20 protein-coding genes are annotated in these 18,419 nt (G+C 63.3%); 9 read left to right on the top strand and 11 right to left on the bottom strand.

All coding sequences use genetic code 11. From position 1 onward, the window contains the following. Positions 1-231: 231 nt before the first annotated feature. Positions 232-1,425: a GNAT family N-acetyltransferase gene (locus JQ597_RS07485; RefSeq protein WP_212263581.1), complete on the bottom strand. Its 1,194-nt coding sequence runs from the start codon at positions 1,423-1,425 to the stop codon at positions 232-234. Positions 1,426-1,554: 129 nt separating this feature from the next. Here JQ597_RS07485 and JQ597_RS07480 point away from each other — a divergent pair, with 129 nt between their 5' ends. After that, the gene (locus tag JQ597_RS07480) at positions 1,555-2,607 is read left to right on the top strand and encodes a polysaccharide deacetylase family protein (protein ID WP_502754318.1); all 1,053 of its coding nucleotides are present in this window, start codon (positions 1,555-1,557) and stop codon (positions 2,605-2,607) included. Positions 2,608-2,616: 9 nt separating this feature from the next. On the opposite strand, the gene JQ597_RS07475 is transcribed toward JQ597_RS07480, so the two are convergent. Continuing rightward, positions 2,617-2,823, bottom strand: a complete 207-nt coding sequence (locus JQ597_RS07475; protein WP_192733494.1) for a DUF2842 domain-containing protein — start codon at positions 2,821-2,823, stop codon at positions 2,617-2,619. Between the two features lie 107 nt (positions 2,824-2,930). Between JQ597_RS07475 and JQ597_RS07470 the strand changes: the two genes are divergently transcribed. Continuing rightward, the gene (locus tag JQ597_RS07470) at positions 2,931-4,022 is read left to right on the top strand and encodes a COX15/CtaA family protein (protein ID WP_212263579.1); all 1,092 of its coding nucleotides are present in this window, start codon (positions 2,931-2,933) and stop codon (positions 4,020-4,022) included. A 120-nt stretch (positions 4,023-4,142) separates the two neighbouring features. Next, the gene (locus tag JQ597_RS07465; protein ID WP_212263578.1) at positions 4,143-4,955 is read left to right on the top strand and encodes an FTR1 family iron permease; all 813 of its coding nucleotides are present in this window, start codon (positions 4,143-4,145) and stop codon (positions 4,953-4,955) included. Between the two features lie 3 nt (positions 4,956-4,958). On the opposite strand, the gene nadC is transcribed toward JQ597_RS07465, so the two are convergent. From nadC to JQ597_RS07425, 8 genes are all read right to left on the bottom strand, one after another. Continuing rightward, positions 4,959-5,828 carry a carboxylating nicotinate-nucleotide diphosphorylase gene (nadC, locus tag JQ597_RS07460; RefSeq protein WP_212263577.1) on the bottom strand — a complete coding sequence of 290 codons (870 nt, stop codon included), beginning with the start codon at positions 5,826-5,828 and terminating at the stop codon, positions 4,959-4,961. Further along, positions 5,825-7,378, bottom strand: a complete 1,554-nt coding sequence (locus JQ597_RS07455) for an L-aspartate oxidase (RefSeq protein WP_212263576.1) — start codon at positions 7,376-7,378, stop codon at positions 5,825-5,827. Before JQ597_RS07455 ends, nadC begins: the two co-directional genes overlap by 4 nt. After that, positions 7,375-8,361 (bottom strand): quinolinate synthase NadA, encoded by a 987-nt coding sequence (nadA, locus tag JQ597_RS07450; protein WP_212263575.1) that lies wholly within the window; start codon positions 8,359-8,361, stop codon positions 7,375-7,377. The genes JQ597_RS07455 and nadA overlap by 4 nt, the downstream gene beginning before the upstream one ends. Before the next feature lie 54 nt (positions 8,362-8,415). Next, entirely contained in the window at positions 8,416-9,372 is a 957-nt protein-coding gene (locus JQ597_RS07445; RefSeq protein WP_212263574.1) for an NUDIX hydrolase, read from the bottom strand. A gap of 31 nt (positions 9,373-9,403) precedes the next feature. Then, positions 9,404-9,940 (bottom strand): NADH-quinone oxidoreductase subunit E, encoded by a 537-nt coding sequence (locus tag JQ597_RS07440; RefSeq protein ID WP_212263573.1) that lies wholly within the window; start codon positions 9,938-9,940, stop codon positions 9,404-9,406. Positions 9,941-10,177: 237 nt separating this feature from the next. Further along, positions 10,178-11,458: an O-acetylhomoserine aminocarboxypropyltransferase gene (locus tag JQ597_RS07435; RefSeq protein WP_192733486.1), complete on the bottom strand. Its 1,281-nt coding sequence runs from the start codon at positions 11,456-11,458 to the stop codon at positions 10,178-10,180. Between the two features lie 183 nt (positions 11,459-11,641). Continuing rightward, entirely contained in the window at positions 11,642-12,226 is a 585-nt protein-coding gene (locus tag JQ597_RS07430; protein ID WP_212263572.1) for a CoA-binding protein, read from the bottom strand. A 105-nt stretch (positions 12,227-12,331) separates the two neighbouring features. Continuing rightward, complete coding sequence (locus JQ597_RS07425; RefSeq protein WP_212263571.1) at positions 12,332-13,156, bottom strand: enoyl-CoA hydratase; 825 nt, start codon at positions 13,154-13,156, stop codon at positions 12,332-12,334. A gap of 96 nt (positions 13,157-13,252) precedes the next feature. Between JQ597_RS07425 and JQ597_RS07420 the strand changes: the two genes are divergently transcribed. From JQ597_RS07420 to JQ597_RS07395, 6 genes are all read left to right on the top strand, one after another. Then, positions 13,253-13,681: a PaaI family thioesterase gene (locus JQ597_RS07420; RefSeq protein ID WP_212263570.1), complete on the top strand. Its 429-nt coding sequence runs from the start codon at positions 13,253-13,255 to the stop codon at positions 13,679-13,681. 154 nt (positions 13,682-13,835) lie between these two features. After that, entirely contained in the window at positions 13,836-14,300 is a 465-nt protein-coding gene (gene rplM / locus JQ597_RS07415; RefSeq protein WP_212263569.1) for a 50S ribosomal protein L13, read from the top strand. A 1-nt stretch (position 14,301) separates the two neighbouring features. Beyond that, positions 14,302-14,778 carry a 30S ribosomal protein S9 gene (gene rpsI, locus JQ597_RS07410; RefSeq protein WP_212263568.1) on the top strand — a complete coding sequence of 159 codons (477 nt, stop codon included), beginning with the start codon at positions 14,302-14,304 and terminating at the stop codon, positions 14,776-14,778. Positions 14,779-15,015: 237 nt separating this feature from the next. Further along, complete coding sequence (locus tag JQ597_RS07405; RefSeq protein ID WP_212263567.1) at positions 15,016-16,233, top strand: GGDEF domain-containing protein; 1,218 nt, start codon at positions 15,016-15,018, stop codon at positions 16,231-16,233. Positions 16,234-16,411: 178 nt separating this feature from the next. Continuing rightward, complete coding sequence (locus JQ597_RS07400) at positions 16,412-16,648, top strand: hypothetical protein (RefSeq protein ID WP_192733479.1); 237 nt, start codon at positions 16,412-16,414, stop codon at positions 16,646-16,648. Between the two features lie 202 nt (positions 16,649-16,850). Further along, the gene (locus tag JQ597_RS07395; protein ID WP_192733478.1) at positions 16,851-17,153 is read left to right on the top strand and encodes an antibiotic biosynthesis monooxygenase family protein; all 303 of its coding nucleotides are present in this window, start codon (positions 16,851-16,853) and stop codon (positions 17,151-17,153) included. A gap of 132 nt (positions 17,154-17,285) precedes the next feature. Here the strand turns inward: JQ597_RS07395 and JQ597_RS07390 are convergent, their stop codons facing one another. Then, positions 17,286-18,392, bottom strand: coding sequence for an AI-2E family transporter (locus tag JQ597_RS07390; RefSeq protein WP_212263566.1), 1,107 nt, complete (start codon positions 18,390-18,392; stop codon positions 17,286-17,288). Positions 18,393-18,419: the final 27 nt, after the last annotated feature.

Genomic DNA, 18,419 nt, shown 5'->3' with positions numbered 1-18,419 from the left:
GCAAAGCTCGGGCGCAGTGCGTCGCGAGAATGCGAAACTGTATCCTTGTCGTCCCGGCGAAGGCCGGGACCCATAACCCCAGGGAGACGTTTTGCGAAAGGTCTCTGCTACCGAGCTTCTATTGAGAGATCATGTGGTATGGGTCCCCCGATGCGCAATTGCGCATCGGCGTTCGCCGGGACGACGAAGGGGAGATGGCATCATTTGCGCGACTGGTTTGTTTGCGCCAAGTCAGCTGAACGCATTCCGCAGCTTCTGCGCCATCTCGAGCAGGGCCGGATTATGCTTCACCATGCGCTTGGTACGGTTCAGCCCCGACATCACGCCCGCGGCGAGCTTGCCGCGCTGGCTCAGCGCGATAAAACTGTCGAAGATCGGTTCGTCGTCCTTGCAGAACAGCCGCTTGTAATCGTCCGATCCGATGCCGAGATCGAAGGCGCGATAATCTTTGGCAGCGAAGTGATCGATGATGTCGCGCATCAGGATCAGGCCGGGGCTGTATTTCGAATTGGCCGACATCGTGTAGGTGTTGAACATCATCGAAAAACGATGACCGTCGGCGACGCCGGTGAAGATCGCGATCACTTCCTCGTCGCATTCAAGCGCGTGGATGTCGATGACGCGGTTGCCGCCTTCCACGTGTGCTGCGCAGGCGCTGCGGATGAAATCCTCGATGCCGGGCTCGGCGAATACGTCAGGCAGTTTCTGCTCGGCCATCCGCAGCGGCTTGATGCGGAAGAACCAGTCGAGCAATCGCGTGATGTCGGCGTCGGTGGTGGCGACGTGATAGCGAAAGCCGGGCAGGGCCTGCAGCTTGCGCTCCTTGCCCTTCAACCGCTGCCGGAACGACTTGCTGACCAGCGCCGTCGGCGCCGCACCGGGCTCCATCTTCAGCACCGGGCAGTCGTTGGCGGAGGGTTGATGCGGCAGCAGTGCGATCGGGTTTGGCAGATCGCGCCAGCGCAGCGGCTGTTGATGCAGCGCCAGCACGTCGGCCTCGGAACGTTGCGAGATGGCCGCGATCAGGCCCTCGATATCGGCCCGCGTTGCGGTCGCGGCAAAATCCATGTCCCACAGCGCCATGTTGAAGGTCGAGTGCTTGCCGCCCATGAAGCTGGCGCAGCGCGCGCCATAGACATGCCTGACCGCGAGCGGCAGCAGCATCAGCGGCCGGCGCTCCGCGTCGTAGGCGATCACGATGAAGGGGGTGAGGCCTTCGCGCGCGCCGACATTGCGCTGCCAGGCGCTGACGAAGTCGAAGCGCTGAAAGGGCGTGGAGGATTGCGGCTGCGCGTTTTCCAAGCCGCGCCAGATCGCTTCGGCGCCTGTGAGATCGCGGATGATGTCGATGCCGGCGATGCGCCCCGGTTTCGACCAGGTTTGCGTATCCGCCGTTCCGTTTTCAATCGCGGCAGCCATGGTCATCGCAGAACCCTGTAGGAAATTGTTTACAATTTTCGGCTTTGGCGCGACCTTCGCAGGGAAATGTCAACAAAGAGTAATAACAATGCAGGCGCGGCGGGGCACCGCGCGACCGTATTTGGGGGCGTGACGTTGGGTCAGGACGTCGGGTTTTTGAAGCGGGCCCAAATGGAGCTCGCTTATTTCAGCGGCTACGCGCGGCTGAAGCAGCGCGGAAGCGGCGGCGCCGGTGTCGTGCTGCGGTTCGAACGGGTGCGGGCGCGGCCGCCGCGCCGGTTCCAGCCGCTCAAGGCGAGCGAGATCACCCCGCAGTTTCTCGACCGGATGATCCGGGCTGTGAAGCGCTGGAAATATGACATCGTCTCGATGGACGAGGTATGCCGGCGCGCGGTCACGCTGCCGACGGCCAATCGGTTTGTCGCGCTGACATTTGACGGCGGCTACAAGGACGTGATGACGGCGGCCTATCCGGTGCTGGCGAAGCACGCTGTTCCCTTCACCATCTACCTCCCGACGGCGTTTCCGGACGGGCTCGGCGAGGCATGGTGGCTGGCGCTGGAAGAAATGATCGCGCGGGAAAACCGCATCAGCCTCGTGATCGATCGCAAAGAGCGGCATTTCGCGACGCGAAGCGCTTCCGATAAATATCAGGCGTTCGAATTTCTTGCGAGCTGGATGCGGACGCTGTCGCCGCCGGATCTTTCATTCGCCATCAACGATCTCTGCAAGCGCTATTCGGTCGACCTTGCGGGCCTGTCGCGCGGCGCGTCGATGGACTGGGGCGACCTGACCAAGCTCGCGGCCGATCCCAACGTGACGATCGGCAGTGCCACGGTGAATTACCCGGTTCTGTCGAACCTGAAAGACGCCGACGCCCAGCGCGAGATGGCGATGGGCAAGGCGGTGGCGGAAGCGGCCTTCCACTGCACCATCAAGCATTTCGCCTATCCGTTCGGCGATCGCGACGCCTTTCGCCGGGCGCACGTGGCGATGGCGCAGGAGATGGGTCTCGCCAGTGCGGCAACCGTGTTACCGGGCGTGGTCGCTTCGAAGGGATATACCAATCTGCACGCGTTGCCGCGCGTCGCCTGGGACGGACGGCAGCGTTCGCTGCGCATGATGCGGGTGATGCTGTCGGGGGCGTTTCTTCCGCAGGTAAAGGCGAAACGAACCAATTGGGGGTGAGTGCAAAATTCAGGCGTCGGGCCGCGACATCCAGCTGATGATCGGCATCGCCGGCAGCACCCATCCAAGGCCCGCCACGACGTAGAAAATCGATTGCAACAGCCCGGAATTGGCCAGCCAAGGCGTCTGCGCGATGGTCATGCCGAGCAGAGACCAGACCACGACGAGCACCAGCAAAAAGATGGTTCCGACGAATTTGCGGGTACGGATTGTCATGGCGGATATGTGAAGCCTTTACTGAGCTTTGAGCCTGTTGCGCGCGGGAAGGGGCGGACTATAAGGGGCGCGGTAATTCAATCAAGCATGGGCATCGAACGGGTTCAATGACCGGTATTTCCGCCAACGAGGGGCCTCCAAACCGCGCTGTCAGATGGTGGCTGTTTGCGGTCGCGGCCCTGATCGCGATCATGGTGCTGGTCGGCGGCGCCACGCGGCTGACTGAGTCCGGATTATCGATCGTCGAGTGGAAACCCGTCACCGGAACCTTGCCGCCGTTGACGGATGCGCAATGGGCACAGGCGTTCGAGGGCTACAAGACCATTCCGCAATACCGCGAACTCAACGCCGGCATGACCCTGGCCGAGTTCAAGACCATCTTCTGGTGGGAATGGAGCCACCGGCTGCTCGGGCGCGTGATCGGCGCGGTCTATCTGCTGCCGTTCCTGTTCTTCCTGTGGCGCGGCATGCTCGGCACCGAGCTGAAGCGGCGGTTGTGGGTGATCTTTGGCCTCGGCGCGCTGCAGGGCGCGGTCGGCTGGTGGATGGTGGCCTCGGGCCTCACGCAGCGGGTCGAAGTCTCGCAATATCGGCTGGCGGCGCATCTGATGCTGGCGCTGGTGATTTTTGCGGCGATCGTCTGGACATTGCTGCGGCTGACGGATCGGCAGCAAGCCGCGGCGTCGTCGCGACTGAAGGTCACCGGCGTGGCGTTGCTGGCGCTGACCTTCGTGCAGATCTATTTCGGCGCGCTGGTCGCGGGCCTGCGTGCGGGCAGGGTGTACAACACCTGGCCGCAGATCGACGGCGCCTTCATTCCATCCGCAGCAAGGCTGTTCTTCGAAGATCCATGGTGGCGCAATCTGTTCGACAACACGCTCACGGTGCAGTTCGAGCATCGCATGACCGCCTATGCGCTGCTGGCGCTGGCGGTGCTGCACGCGATCGATGCGGTCGCCTCGCGCGCCGGGACGGCCGTGGTCTGCGGCGCCTGGTGGCTGGTCGCCGCGATCGTCGTGCAGGCGGTCCTCGGTATCCTCACGCTGCTGCACCAGGTGCCGATTGATCTGGCCCTGGCCCATCAGGCGGTTGCGATGGTCGTCCTGACGCTGGCGATTTTTCAGACCGAGCGGCTGGTCGCGCGCCGCACCGAGCCCGGCCCGGAGAGATTGGTTCAGCCGGTGGGGCAGCCCGGCTGAGATGGGAGAATTCTAAAGCTATTCTAAGCTGTCGTGAGCGCTTGACGCGCTTGTGTCGGACGTTGCGCTTTACTTGAATCATCCGGACGATAAAACGAGCCGGAAATCAGGGTTTCCATTATGTCTTCAGCATTCATCCAGGCCGCCGTCATCCTGCTCCGCGAGGGGCTTGAAGCCATGCTGGTGATCGCGGCGCTTGCCGGCTATCTGAAAAAGGTCGGCTCCGCGCACCGTGTCGGCGCGCTGTATGGTGGTGCGCTGGCCGCGGTTGGCGCCAGCTTCATCGCCGCCTGGCTGTTTGCGGTACTCAATTCCGGCGACCACAGCGACGTCCTCGAAGGCGTCATCATCCTGTTCGCCGCCGCGTTGATGCTCTATGTCAGCGGCTGGCTGATGGTGAAGCAGGATCCGCGCGGCTGGCAGGATTATCTGGCGCACAAGGCCGACAGCGCGCTGGCGCAGGACACGGTGTGGGCGGTCGGCGCGCTGGCCTTCCTGGCGGTGTTCCGCGAGGGCGCCGAAACCGTGCTGTTCATCAATGCGCTGGCGAAGACCGAAGGCGGATGGAGTGCCGGGCTGTTCGGAGGCCTTGCGGCGGCGACGGTCGGGCTTGCCGTGCTGTTCTATTTCATCAACATGATCGCGCAAAAGCTTCCGCTGCGGCCGCTGTTCGTCATCACGTCCGCCTTCCTGTTCGCGATGGCGATCAAGTTCATCGGCGAAGCCGTGCAGGAATTCCAGGAGCAGGCGATCATCACGGTCACCGAGGTCAAGGGCAGCGCGTTTTTCACCGCGATCGGGCTCAATCCGAGCGTGGAAGCGCTGTCGATCCAGCTCCTGGTCATTCTATTTACGCTCGCGACCTATTCAGTGTTCCAGCGCAATGCTCGCCTGATGCGCGAGGAAAAAACCTCGGTGCGCGCGGCCGAGTGATCCTCAAGCGGCCTGCCGCTTGAGATCGAGATAGTCGAGCCCGATATCGAGCGCGGCCGAGCTGTGGGTGATCCAGCCGGCCGAGATCAGGTCGACGCCGGTTGCCGCGATCGCCTTCGCGGTGGCGGCGGTGATGCGGCCGGACGCCTCGGTGATCGCCCTGCCGCCGGTCATGGCCACGGCCTGCTTGAGCTCCTCGTTCGACATGTTGTCGAGCAGCACCGCGTCAACGCCGAGTGCCAGCACCTGTTCGAGCTGCGCCAGCGTGTCGACCTCGACCTCGATCTTGACGAGGTGACCGGCATGGGCCTTCGCGCGCTCAATGGCGTTGCGGATGTCGCCGGCCAGCGCGATGTGGTTGTCCTTGATCAGGATGGCGTCGTCGAGGCCAAAACGATGATTGCCGCCGCCGCCGGCGCGCACCGCATATTTTTCCAGCGCGCGCAGCCCCGGCGTCGTCTTGCGCGTGCAAACGATCTGCGCCTTCGTCCCCTTCGCGGCTGAGACCAGCGAGGCGGTGGCCGTTGCAACGCCGCTGAGATGACACAGGAAGTTCAGCGCCGTCCGCTCGCCGGTCAGCAAACCGCGTGCGGGGCCTTCGATGGTCGCGATGACTTCGCCCGGCGCGACGACGCTGCCGTCGGGCCGCTCCGCACGGAGCGTGATGGCTGGCGAGGCGAACTGGAAGGCGCAGCGTGCGATGTCGAGGCCAGCCACGACGCCGGGCTGCCGCGCGCGCAGCACCAGCGCGGCCTGCTGGTCGGCGGGAACGATCGCGTCAGCCGTGATGTCGCCGGCGCGACCGAGATCCTCCAGGAGGGCGGTTCGCACGATCGGCTCGTACATGATGGGCAGGAGGGGATTGAGGGTCATGATTGGGCACTCCCAAGAGACAGGGTGTCGGATTCCACAATCTCGCGAGCGGCGTCCAGCGCCTCGGAAAGCGAGATCGATGACGGCGTGGCCAACGGCAGCGTGTCGGGATAATCGGTACGAAAGTGCCCGCCGCGGCTCTCCTCGCGCCGATAGGCGGCGACGGCGATCATCAATCCCACCAGCGCTGGATCGGATGCCGCGCCGTCTCTGTGGGCGATCGGCAAGAGGCTATGAACCAGCCGTCCGATCGCGTTGCGGTCGCGGAGCACGCCGAGGCCTTGCGACATCATTGGCCGTAGGGGCGATGGATCGGAGGCGGGCAGGGGCGCAAGGGGCGCACGCGCCTTCAATGGCCCGCGGCTTGCTCTGCTGACGCTTCCGGCAACCCACTCGGCGCAGACGATGGCTTCCATCAGCGAATTGCTGGCGAGACGATTGGCGCCGTGCAACCCGGTGCGGGCGACCTCGCCGCAGGCCCAGAGGCCGCCAACCGTGCTGCGGCCTTCGAGATCAACGGCAATCCCGCCCATGTGGTAGTGCACGGCGGGCCGGACCGGAATCGGATCGGTCGCAGGATCGATCCCGGCCATCTTGCAGAACGCGGAGATGACGGGATAGCGCTTGGCAAAATCCTTCCCCGGATGCTTCCGTGCATCGAGGAATACCCGATGTCCCTCAGCGCGGCGGCGCCACACGGCGCGGGCGACGATGTCTCGGGCTGCGAGTTCGGCGCCTGGCTCGTTCGCCATGAAACGCTCACCGGTTTCGTCGATCAGGGTTGCGCCGTCGCCTCTGATAGCCTCGGTGAGCAGCGGCATCGGCCGCGACGGTCCATCGAACGCGGTTGGATGAAACTGGACAAACTCCAGGTCCGAAAGCTTCGCGCCCGCGTGCGCTGCCAGCGCGAGGCCTTGGCCGAAGCAGCCGGCCGGATTGGTGCTGTCGAGAAACAGTCCGCCGATCCCGCCGGTCGCGATCACGACGCGGCCGCTATCGATGACCAGCGGGCCTTGCGCGTTGACGGCGAGCACGCCCTTGACGGCGTTGTCCTCGACGATCAGCCGCCGCGCCTCGACACCCTCCAGCAGCGTGATTGTTGGGCAGCGGCGTACCGCCGCGATCAATGCCCGCATGATCTCGCGGCCGGTGCCGTCGCCGGTGGCGTGTACGATCCGGTTGCGGCTGTGGGCGGCTTCGAGGCCAAGCCGCCAGCGTCCGTCCGGCCGCCGGTCGAAGGCGACGCCGAGTTGCGCGAGATGTTCGACCGCCGCGGGCGCTGCGTGGACGATCCGGCTTGCGGTGGTCTCATCGCAAAGGCCGGCGCCGACAGCGAGGGTGTCGGCGAGATGCAGCGCAGGATCGTCGTCCGCACCCATCGCCGCGGCGAGCCCGCCTTGCGCCCACAGGCTGGAGGCCTCCGCACCCAATGGGGCCTTCGACACCACCAGCACCGGCTCCGGCGCCAGTTGCAATGCCGTCATCAATCCTGCGGCGCCGCCGCCGATGATTACGGGACGGTTGGCCAGCGCTGAAATATCCGTGCTCATATCGCCAGCATCCTCTCGACGGCGCGCCGCGCGGGGGCGGCGATCGCGGGATCGATTGTCACCTGGTGCTGATTGGTCTCCAGCGCATGGCGGATATTTTTCAGCGTGATCCGCTTCATATGCGGGCACAGATTGCAGGGCCGGATGAACTCGACATCGGGATGCAGCACCGCGACGTTGTCGCTCATCGAGCACTCGGTCAGCAGCACGACGCGGGGCGGGCGCTGCTGTTCGACATAGCCGGACATCGCCGCCGTCGAGCCGGAGAAGTCAGCTTCCGCCACCACCTCGGGCGGGCATTCCGGATGCGCCAGAACAGTGACGCCGGGGTGGTTCTCCCGGATCTGCCTGATGTCGTCAGGCGTGAAGAGTTCATGCACTTCGCAGTGGCCCTTCCACGCGATGATCTTCACGTTGGTCTGCTTGGCGATGTTCTGCGCCAGATATTCGTCCGGCAACATGATGACGTGCTCGGCGCCCAGCGACTCCACCACCTTGAGCGCGTTGCCCGAGGTGCAGCAGATGTCGGATTCCGCCTTCACGGCGGCCGATGTGTTGACATAGGTGACGACGGGCGCGCCGGGATATCGCTGACGCATTAACCGCACGTCCGCCGGGGTGATCGAATCCGCCAGTGAGCAGCCGGCCGCAAGATCAGGGATCAGGACGATCTTCTGCGGATTGAGCAGCTTGGCCGTCTCGGCCATGAAGTGCACGCCGGCGAGCACGATGATATCGGCGTCAACCTTGGTGGCTTCGCGCGCGAGCAGCAGGCTATCGCCGACGATGTCGGCGACGCCGTGGAAGATTTCCGGCGTCTGGTAGTTGTGCGCCAGGATGACCGCGTTGCGCTTCCTCTTGAGGTCGAGAATGGCGTCGACGTCGCCTGCGAAGGTCGCCCATTCGGGCGGCGGGATCACGCGTTTCACCCTCTCGTAAAGCGGCGCGGTGCGGGCGAGGGCGTCGGCATTGAGGCTGGCCATTTATACTCTCCATGAGCATATCATGGCTTATACTTATCCTGAGCATAACCTAAGTCAAGTGCGCGAGAGCGGGAGTTTGGTTCCGGCGACGGCCCGTTCGGCCAGGACGGCGTGGCGGAAGCGGAACAGCTTGGCGGGGCGGCCGACCGTGTCGGCGGCGATTGCGCCAGTTTCCTCAACGAGTTGCTGTTGTTCCATCAGGCGGCGGAAGTTCTGCTTGTGCACCAGCCGTCCTGCAAGCGCTTCAACACTGCGTTGCAGTTGCAGCAGGGTGAATTCCGCCGGCATCAGCTCGAATACCACGGGGCGGTATTTGATCTTGGCCCGCAGCCTGGCGATTCCGGTCGCGAGAATACGGCGGTGATCGGCCGTCATCGGCCGGCCGGGCACCAGCGTGGCCGCGTTGCCGCTTTCGCGAACCGCTTCGGGAATTAGCGCGGCCTCAAAGAGCAATTCGTAACGTTGCAGCACGAGTTCTTCATTCCACTCGCGGTCTTCGAACCCGAAGGTGATCGCGGCACGCTGCCAGCGTTCACGTTGCAGCGCTGGCGAGGGCGCGGATTTCGCCCATGCGCGCAGTCGCGGCGTCAGCAGCTTCGCCAGCAGAGAAGGCGGCCCTTCCCGATGATCTTCCCAGGGGAAATAATCATACCAGCCGGACCAATGCGCCGCCGCCCCGTCGGCGACCTGATCCTCGCGGGTCAACCCGAGATAGCTGATCGAGACGGAGTGGGGTGATGAGCCATCCCCGGTGCGTCCACGATCGGCAAACGTATAGAGCTGTTCGACATAGCCGAGCGGATGGCCGGTTTGCGCTTCGACCCACGCCCGCAAACCCGATTGCAGCGAGCGGTGCTTGAATTCGAACGGCCCGCTCGGCAGCGCACCCGCATTGGCGATCGTCATGATCTTGGGTTGGCCGTCGGTCACCGCGACCAGCACGGCGACGAGGTCGGCGGTGATCGCGCGCGCGGAATTCGGTGTCTTAGTTTTTCGCGGTGGCCCTGCCACGTCCAAAAGTCCGTTTCTGTTGCAGTCGCGGCTAGCGATAGCCGTAGACGCCGCCGGCGTAAGGCAGGCGACTCCAGTAGGGCGTATAGGGGCCGCCGTAATAGGGGCCATCATAGCTGTAGGAATGGCTGGTCCCATAATAGCCCGGCAGGGTGTTGGAGCCCGGCAGCAACGGCACACCGTACACACGCGGCGCATAGGGCACGACCCCGACCGGCGTGAACAGCACGTCGGGATCGGCTTCCTCGACCACCACCAATTGCCGGCCGCGGCGCACATATAGAGGCGCCGTCGCGGGGGCGACGATGGTCCGGTAATTGTAGTGCGCGCGGGGCAGGCCCGGCGGCAATTGTTTTGTGGCACGAACCGCGGCGCGCTTGCCGGCGGCGGCGTTATTGGCGCGCTTCGCCACGGCTGGGCTTTTGGCGGATGTGGTAGCGGCCGGGCTGTCGGCAGGCTTTGATGCTGCGGTGCCATCGGGGGCCTTGGCGGCACCGGGGCCCTCGTCCGCGGCAGCAGCTCCGATCGCGAAAATAGCGACCAGAAATGGCGTCATCCAGCGCAGCATCGTTTGCTCCGAATCATCAAGGGCGGCTCAGCGCCACTTTATGCCGGAATGACCGTTAATGAGAGGCTTGTGATTTCGGGCCAGATGGCCGGCTGGGAGGCGGCGGTCACCAACTGTCGCCACCGCCCGAGTGCGCAATTGCGCACGGGGGGCGGGTAAACCGTTAGGCCGCGGCGTACTGGGTACCCCGCTTTCGCGGGGTACCACGAGTCGTGGTGATGCGACGTGCGATGGCCCTCAGGCCGTCAGCGCCTGCTCCAGATCCGCGATCAGGTCTTCCTTGTCCTCGATGCCGATCGACAGCCGGACCACGTCGGGGGCGGCGCCCGATTTCACCTTGGCGGCGTCGTCGAGCTGGCTGTGCGTGGTCGAGGCCGGGTGGATCACCAGCGAGCGGGTGTCCCCGACATTGGCCAGATGCGAGAACAGTTTCAGGTTCGACACCAGGTTGACGCCGGCGTCATAACCGTCCTTGAGGCTGAAGGTGAACACCGCGCCGGCACCCTTCGGTGCGTATTTGCGCGCGAGGTTGTTGTACCTGTCGCTGGCGAGACCCGCATAGTTCACCGCGGCGACCTTCGGATGGCCGGCGAGAAATTCCGCGACGGCCTTGGCGTTCTCGCAATGCTTCTGCATGCGCAGCGGCAGCGTCTCGATGCCGGTGAGGATCATGAAGGCGTTGAACGGCGACAGCGCCGGGCCGAGGTCGCGCAGGCCGAGCACGCGACAGGCGATCGCAAAGGCGAAATTGCCAAAAGTTTCCTGCAGCTTGATGCCGTGATATTCGGGGCGCGGCTCGCTCAGCATCGGATACTTGTTGTCCTTCGACCAGTCGAAGGTGCCGGCATCGACGATGATGCCGCCGAGCGAATTGCCGTGGCCGCCCAGAAATTTCGTCAGCGAATGGACGACGATGTCGGCGCCGTGGTCGATCGGGCGGATCAGGTAGGGGGTGGCAAGCGTGTTGTCGACGATCAATGGCACGCCGGCCTTGCGGGCGACGGCGGCGATCGCCTCGATATCGGTGATGCTGCCCGAGGGATTGGCGATCGACTCGATGAAGATCGCCTTGGTGTGCGGCGTCACCGCGCGTTCGAAGCTTGCAATATCATCGGAATCCGCCCATGCGACGTTCCAGCCAAAGCTCTTGAATGCATGCGTGAACTGGTTGATCGATCCACCATAGAGTTTGCGCGCGGCAATGATCTCGTCGCCGGGCATCAGCAATTGCTGGAACACCACCACCTGGGCGGCGTGTCCGGACGCGACTGCAAGCGCGGCGGTGCCGCCTTCGAGCGCGGCGACGCGTTCTTCCAGCACGGCGTTGGTCGGATTGCCGATGCGGGTATAGATGTTGCCGAAGGCCTGCAGGCCGAACAGCGACGCAGCGTGATCGGCGTCGTTGAAAACAAAGGACGTGGTTTGATAGATCGGCGTCGCCCGCGCGCCGGTGGTCGGATCAGGCTGCGCGCCCGCATGCACGGCAAGGGTCGAAAATCCCGGGTGGCGATCGGTCATTCTATGCATCCTGTTTTTGGTTCGTCGAAAATGCGCGGCATGCTGATCGCAAGCCGCGTCCGCCGTCAAGGCGACCGTTTCACATATCGTGGATTAGGAACGGACGTGCTTCACGGGAGCCTGTAGCTAGGCGGCGCTCCGCGCCGTTGGCCACGTTTTCGAAACAATCGTTTCGCATCTGCGTTACGACAGTTCGCTCTTGTTTTTCGCGGCGCGGTCGGATGCAGCGGTTTCACCGCCGCCGACGCTCATCCGGTTCAGCGACAGACGCATGCCCTGCGTCGGGATCGGCGCGCGCTTGGAGCTGAGCGTTCGCGAATTGACGCCCATCCAGGAAATCTCTGATGACAGCCGCCCATATTCGATCTTCGGGCAGCGGTTCATCACGACCTGGATGCCGGCGGCTTCGGCTTTTTCCGCAGCGGCGTCGTCGCGCGCGCCGAGCTGCATCCAGATCACCTTCGGCAGCGGCGACAATTTCAGGGCTTCATCGACCACAGGCATGATGTGGCTGGAATTGCGGAAGATGTCGATCATGTCGATCGGGCGGTCGATATCCCCGAGCGAAGCGACGAAGGGTTTGCCGAGCAGGCTCTTGCCGACATGGCCGGGATTGACCGGGATCATGTCGTAGCCGCGCTGTGCCAGATATTTGAACGCGAAGTAACTCGGCCGCACGTTGACCGGCGAGGCGCCGACCATCGCGATCGATTTCACGCTGTTGAGGATCGCGCGGATGTAATTGTCGTCGTAGGCGTCGTGGTTCATTTATGATTCCCTGCGTCATTGCGAGAAGCGAAGCGACGAAGCAATCCATTCTTTCTTTGCTTGGTATCGATGGATTGCTTCGCTGCGCTCGCAATGACGGAAAAGCTATCTATCCTGCCATTTCGGCTCGCGTTTCTCGATGAAGGCGCCGATGCCTTCCTCGGCGTCGCGCGCCATCATGTTTTCGGTCATCACCTCTGCCGCGTAGCGATAGGCGTCGGCGAGGCTCATTTCGGCCTGGCGATAGAAGGCCTCCTTGCCGAGCTTGACGGTGTAGGCGGATTTCAGCGCAACCTTTTGCGCCAGTGCAATCGCCGCATCGCGTTCGGTGCCGGGTGGAACCACGCGATTGACGAGGCCGAGGTTTTGCGCCGTCGTGGCGTCCACCGGCTCGCCGGTGAGCAGCATTTCCATCGCCTGCTTGCGCGGCACGTTGCGCGACAGCGCCACCATCGGCGTCGAACAGAACAGCCCGATGTCGACGCCGGGCGTGGCGAAGCTTGCGGCTTCGGAGGCGACCGCCAGATCGCAGCTCGCGACCAGCTGGCAACCGGCGGCGGTGGCGACGCCCTGAACCGCGGCGACCACCGGCTTCGGCAATTGCACGATCGCCTGCATCATCGCGCTGCAGGCATTCATGATCTCTGCGAAATAGGCGCGGCCGCTATCGGCGTCGCTTCGGCGCGCGGTCAGTTCCTTCATGTCGTGGCCGGCCGAAAACGCCGGGCCGTTGGCGGCGATGACGAGTGCGCGCACATTCTTGTCGCCGTGAATGTCCTTCAGCGCCGCATGCAGTTCGGCGATCAAGCCCTCCGACAGGCTGTTGCGCGCCGCGGGCCGGTTCAAGGTAAGCACGGCGACGCTGCCGACCCGCTCGCGCAGCAGGATCGGCGATTGAGGGGCGGGCGCGCGGGCGGTCTGGGGCGACATCTCAAAAATTTCCGCTCAATGGTTTTCTTGGGTTTTGTTTGGGCTTTGATGACAACTTAATGTAACAGGCGATCTGAAGCGAGGGCAGGGGTCAGCATGGCGGCAGCGAAAATGAGCGTGGCTGAACTGGAGAAGTTCCTCCACGAGGAATTCCCGCAGGCGTTCAAAGGCGGCGATATCACCATCGAAAGCGCGGATGGCGAAACCTGCCTGCTGCGCCAGCGCTACAACGAGAACATGCTCCGCCCGGGCGGCACGGTGTCGGGCCCGACGCTGATGGCGATGGCCGATTTCGCAATGTATGTGGTGCTGCTGTCGGCGATCGGACCGGTTGGGCTCGCGGTGACCACCAATCTCAACATCAATTTCCTGCGCAAGGGCCAGCCTGGACAGGACGTGCTGGCCGCAGCGCGGCTGTTGAAGCTCGGCAAGCGGCTGGCGGTGGGGGAGGTCAATCTGCTGTCGGGCACGTCACCCGATCCGATCGCGCACGTGACGTCGACCTATTCCATTCCAAACAAATAGTCTTTTATACGGTAATATAACACCATATTTATAAGTGATTGTTTTTGCTATTATAATTCTTATCGTTTGGCATTGACGCACCGCGCGCGGTTCTCTAGAAACCGCGCAGTTCGGCGCAGCCTGCGCCGCAGTCCCCTTTCACGGATTTCCTCACATGAAAACCTTTTCGGCTAAGCCCGCCGAGGTGACGAAGAAGTGGGTGCTGATCGACGCCAAAGGTCTGGTGGTCGGACGGCTCGCTACCCTGGTCGCCATGCGTCTGCGCGGCAAACACCTGCCTACCTACACGCCCCACGTCGATTGCGGCGATTACGTCGTCATCATCAATGCGGCGCATGTCGTTCTGACCGGTCGCAAGCGCGACCAGAAGGTCTACTACAAGCACACCGGCTTCATCGGTGGCATCAAGGAACGCACCGCGAAGTCGATCCTCGAGGGTCGCTTCCCCGAGCGCGTCGTCGAGAAGGCCATCGAGCGCATGATCCCCCGCGGACCGCTCGGCCGCGTGCAGATGGGCAATCTGCGCGTTTACGCCGGCGCCGAACATCCGCATGAAGCCCAGCAGCCCGAGACGGTTGATATCGCTTCGATGAACCGCAAGAACATGAGGGCCGCATAAGATGTCCGATACCATGCAGTCGCTCGACCAGTTGTCGTCCCTGAAGACGGCTTCGCCCGACGCGCCGAAATACGTCAAGAAGGTCGACAAGTTCGGCCGAGCCTACGCCACCGGCAAGCGCAAGGACGCGGTCGCCCGCGTCTGGATCAAGCCGGGCGCCGGCAAGATCGTGGTCAATACCCGCGAAGTCGAAGTCTATTTCGCGCGTCCCGTTCTGCGCATGCTGATCCAGCAGCCGCTGGTCGCAGCTGCCCGTGCCGGCCAGTACGATGTCATCTGCACGGTCGCCGGCGGCGGTCTGTCGGGCCAGGCGGGTGCCGTGCGTCACGGCATCTCCAAGGCGCTGACCTGCTTCGAGCCGGATCTGCGCGGCGTGTTGAAGAAGGGCGGCTTCCTGACCCGCGACTCCCGTACCGTGGAGCGCAAGAAGTACGGCCGCGCCAAGGCGCGCAAGTCGTTCCAGTTCTCGAAGCGCTAATTGCTTCGCTAAAATTTGCAGCGATTGCTGCATTCAAAAACGAAGAAAAAGGGCGCTTTTCAGCGCCCTTTTTGTTGTGAGTTTAGAGATGAATTAACGCAGATTTTCACGAAAACTTTCGTGCGCGTACACACGAAATTGGAACCCGAGCGGCCTAGCGTGCCAGGACTGCGGGGGCGCAGCATCACATTTCCAAATACGCTCCCAGCATTGCATCACACTTTTACGGTGGGGCTCATGTCGTTCGATACGTCCACGCTATATCTGTTCGCAACCATGGTTGCGGGCATGCTCGGGGCCATGCTCATTTTCTTCGGCAAGCAGGAAAATGTCCCGGCGTTGAAGTGGTGGGGCACGGCCTATCTGCTCGGTGCGGCCTCGGTCGCGATCTGGACCGTCGGCGGCGCCGCACTTGGCGGACCGCTGACGCTGGCGTTGAACGCGGTCGGCTTCATCGCCTGCGGCATGGTCTGGAATGCCGCCCGTGTATTCCTCGGCCGCAAGCCCAATCTGCCGGGACTGGTGTTCGGCGCGATCGCCTGGGTCGGTGTATCCGTGGGCTTGCCGTGGCTGGATCCGGCGATGCGCCTGACCGCCGGTGCGGCCATCGTTGCGATCTACGCGGCGCTGACGGCCTCCGAATTGTGGAGCGAGCGGCGGCGCAGCATGCAGAAGCGCTGGCCGACCATTGCGGTGCCTGTCATGCACGGCTGCGTGCTGATGCTGCCGATCCTGCTCGGCGATCTGCTGCGTCCACACGACGAAACCTTCTACAGCAGCATCTGGGTGACGGCGTTTTCGATCGAGCTCGTGCTTTATGCGATCGGCACCGTGTTCGTCATCTTCATGCTGGTGTCGGATCGTGCCGTGACCGTGCACAAGACGGCAGCGTCGATCGATCCCTTGAGCGGCATGTTCAACCGCCGTGGCTTTGCCGAGGCCTGTGCGCGGGTGATCGAACGCGAGGCCAACGCCGGCCGGCCGGTGACGGTGATGATCTTCGACATCGACCATTTCAAGGGCATCAACGACCGTTTCGGTCATCCGGCGGGTGATGAAATCCTCAAACTGTTTGCCACCGTCGTGGTCAATAATCTGCGCATCAGCGATCTGTCAGGCCGCATCGGCGGCGAGGAGTTCGCCGCGCTGTTGCCGTGTGCGCTGGAAGAGGGCGTGCTGGTGGCCGAGCGCGTGCGTGAAGCGTTCGAGGCGTCCGGAATCGTGTGCGAGGAAGGGCCGGTCGATACCACCGTCAGCATCGGCGTGGCCGGCGGGCCGGCGGGCACCGAACTCGAGGTGCTGCTGGCGGCGGCCGACACCGCGCTCTATCAGGCCAAACGCAGCGGCCGCAATCGCGTCGAGGCCGCGGAAGAGCTGCCGCTGTCGCTCGAACACTGGCGGCGCAAGACTGCAGGCCTTCCGGCGCCGGCTCGTGCGCAGGTTGCTGCGACCTAGAGCAGATCGGTTTTGATTTGATCAGAACCGAAGCTCCAGACTCTTGTTTGACGCGTTTTCTTGACGCGAACCGGTAGCCATCCCGCATCAAGTGCGGGACAGGCTTTCGCTTGAAAACGCGCTGCAGGAAAACGCGGCGGTAACCTCGCGTTTACCATTCTGTCCATATTATTTACTTATGGAGTCGATACGCTCGCGAAACCCCCAAGCTGCCCTGATGTCGCTCGAAGCGGCCGCAGTCTCCGCCCGTGGCGGCTTCGCCTGCATGTTCTCCAGCTCGGAAGAATTCGAGACGGCGCTCATAACCGAGCGCCGGGCGCAGGGCCGTTACGATCAGCGCAGAACGCGCTGGCCCGCCATCCTGTTCATCGGTTGCGCGATGATGGTTGTGGGCGCAGTGTTGCTGTTCAACTGAGGCTGACCTTCGGGATGCTGATGCCGGGCGCCGCGAGGCGCCTTTTTCTTTGCGCCGGGCTGGGTTAGAGCGTTTTCCAGCGAAGTGGATACCGGTTCGCGGCAAGAAAACGCGTCAAAACAAGAATCTAGAGCCCCGTTCCGATTCCATCGGAACGGAAAAGGCTCTAGAGACGATTGTTCCCAGCAGAAGGCCTTCATCAATGATCACCGAAATCGCACAGATCGACGTCAAACCCGGCACCGAGAAGGATTTTGAGGCCGCGGTGGCCAAGGCGCGTCCGCTGTTCCTGCGCGCCAAGGGCGGCAAGGGGTTTGAGCTGCACAAGTCGATTGAGAAGCCGCAGCGCTATCGCCTGATGGCGCAATGGGAAACGCTGGAAAATCACACCGTCGACTTCCGCGGCTCGGAAGATTTTACGGCATGGCGCGGCCTGGTCGGGCAGTACTTTGCGGCGCCGCCCGAGGTCGAGCACACCGAGACGGTGTTGACCTCGGCGGGCTAAAGCGTTTTCCAGCGAAAGCCTGTCCCGCACTTGATGCGGGATGAAAACCGGTTCGGGTCAAGAAAACGCGTCAAATCAAGAATCCAGAGCCCCGTTCCGGTTCAATCGGGGCCGGAAAAGCTCCAGCCCGGCTTACGCGATCGTCCTTTCGGCCTTGAAATGGTCGATCATGACCTTGGCGATCGCCATCAGGGGGAGCGCCAGCGCCAGCCCCCAGATGCCGAACACGACGCCGAGCAGGATCTGGAACGCGAACAGCGTGGCGGGCGGAATATCCAGCGCCTGACGCTGGATGATCGGCGTCAGCACGTAGCTTTCCAGCGCGTGCACGCCGAGGAACAGGATGAACGCGCTCAACGCCGCGACCCATCCCGAAGCGAGGCTCGCGAGCACCACGATCAGCCCACCGAGGATCGCACCCACGGTTGGAATGAAGGCGAGCAGGCCGGCCTGGATGCCCAGGATGAACGAGCTGGGGATGCCGATGATGGCAAGTCCGACCCAGGTGACAAAGAACACCGCGGCCATGGTGATGATCTGCGCGATCAGCCAGCGCTCCAGCGTCCAGCCGATGCGGTCGATAATGATGGTGGCGCGGGCGCGGTGCTTGGCCGGCGCCATGAACAGCAGCCCGTTGCGGTAAACGCTCGGCTGCACGGCAAAGGCGAGGCCCAGAAACAGCACGATAAAGAAGTTTCCGACCGCGCTCACGGTGCCCAGGATCAGCTTCAGGCTCTGGCTGAAAATGGCGCCGCCGCTGGACGCGATGGTGCTGGCGCTGGGAAGGCTATGCGGCGTTGTTGGCGCCGCCGGCGCAGACGCATCCGAAGCCGCATTGAGGCTGCCGAAGTCGAAAAAGCTGGTATCGACCCCATTCCTGTCCAGGAAGGCTTTGAGGTCAACCAACTGCGACTTGATCGTGTCGCTCAACACCTTGGTCTGTTGCGCGATGGTGGCGCCGCCGAGAAAAAGAATACCCGACAGGAGCCCGGCCAACACCAGGCCCACGACGGTTAGCCGTAGCGAATGGGGAAGTTTGACCACACGGCCGAGCATATTGGCCATCGCGGTGAGGGCGACGCCGAGCAGCACGCCGGCAAAGATCAGGAACAGGGTCGCGGCGAAATACCAGGTGAACAGCAAGAGTGCCGTGAACAGCACGACGCCGATGCCTCCGACCGAGATCGCCCACGCCAGATCGTTGCGCGCCAAAAGACGATCGTCAGCCGGACCTGTCACGTTGATTCCTTCCTGCAGAATATCCTG

Origin of the sequence: Bradyrhizobium sp. AUGA SZCCT0177 (assembly GCF_018130125.1) — a bacterium.
Taxonomy (GTDB): Bacteria; Pseudomonadota; Alphaproteobacteria; order Rhizobiales; family Xanthobacteraceae; genus Bradyrhizobium.
Note: the sequence above shows the minus strand (reverse complement) of the source record. Positions and strands in the feature narration are given on the sequence as shown.

Bases quoted from the DNA above. Each gene is read 5' to 3' on its own strand.
- JQ597_RS07485 (WP_212263581.1), bottom strand. From the start codon at position 1,425: ATGACCATGGCTGCCGCGATTGAAAACGGAACGGCGGATACGCAAACC.
- JQ597_RS07475 (WP_192733494.1), bottom strand. From the start codon at position 2,823: ATGACAATCCGTACCCGCAAATTCGTCGGAACCATCTTTTTGCTGGTG.
- JQ597_RS07470 (WP_212263579.1), top strand. From the start codon at position 2,931: ATGACCGGTATTTCCGCCAACGAGGGGCCTCCAAACCGCGCTGTCAGA.
- JQ597_RS07465 (WP_212263578.1), top strand. From the start codon at position 4,143: ATGTCTTCAGCATTCATCCAGGCCGCCGTCATCCTGCTCCGCGAGGGG.
- nadC (WP_212263577.1), bottom strand. From the start codon at position 5,828: ATGACCCTCAATCCCCTCCTGCCCATCATGTACGAGCCGATCGTGCGA.
- JQ597_RS07455 (WP_212263576.1), bottom strand. From the start codon at position 7,378: ATGAGCACGGATATTTCAGCGCTGGCCAACCGTCCCGTAATCATCGGC.
- nadA (WP_212263575.1), bottom strand. From the start codon at position 8,361: ATGGCCAGCCTCAATGCCGACGCCCTCGCCCGCACCGCGCCGCTTTAC.
- JQ597_RS07440 (WP_212263573.1), bottom strand. From the start codon at position 9,940: ATGCTGCGCTGGATGACGCCATTTCTGGTCGCTATTTTCGCGATCGGA.
- JQ597_RS07435 (WP_192733486.1), bottom strand. From the start codon at position 11,458: ATGACCGATCGCCACCCGGGATTTTCGACCCTTGCCGTGCATGCGGGC.
- JQ597_RS07430 (WP_212263572.1), bottom strand. From the start codon at position 12,226: ATGAACCACGACGCCTACGACGACAATTACATCCGCGCGATCCTCAAC.
- JQ597_RS07425 (WP_212263571.1), bottom strand. From the start codon at position 13,156: ATGTCGCCCCAGACCGCCCGCGCGCCCGCCCCTCAATCGCCGATCCTG.
- JQ597_RS07420 (WP_212263570.1), top strand. From the start codon at position 13,253: ATGGCGGCAGCGAAAATGAGCGTGGCTGAACTGGAGAAGTTCCTCCAC.
- rplM (WP_212263569.1), top strand. From the start codon at position 13,836: ATGAAAACCTTTTCGGCTAAGCCCGCCGAGGTGACGAAGAAGTGGGTG.
- rpsI (WP_212263568.1), top strand. From the start codon at position 14,302: ATGTCCGATACCATGCAGTCGCTCGACCAGTTGTCGTCCCTGAAGACG.
- JQ597_RS07405 (WP_212263567.1), top strand. From the start codon at position 15,016: ATGTCGTTCGATACGTCCACGCTATATCTGTTCGCAACCATGGTTGCG.
- JQ597_RS07400 (WP_192733479.1), top strand. From the start codon at position 16,412: ATGGAGTCGATACGCTCGCGAAACCCCCAAGCTGCCCTGATGTCGCTC.
- JQ597_RS07395 (WP_192733478.1), top strand. From the start codon at position 16,851: ATGATCACCGAAATCGCACAGATCGACGTCAAACCCGGCACCGAGAAG.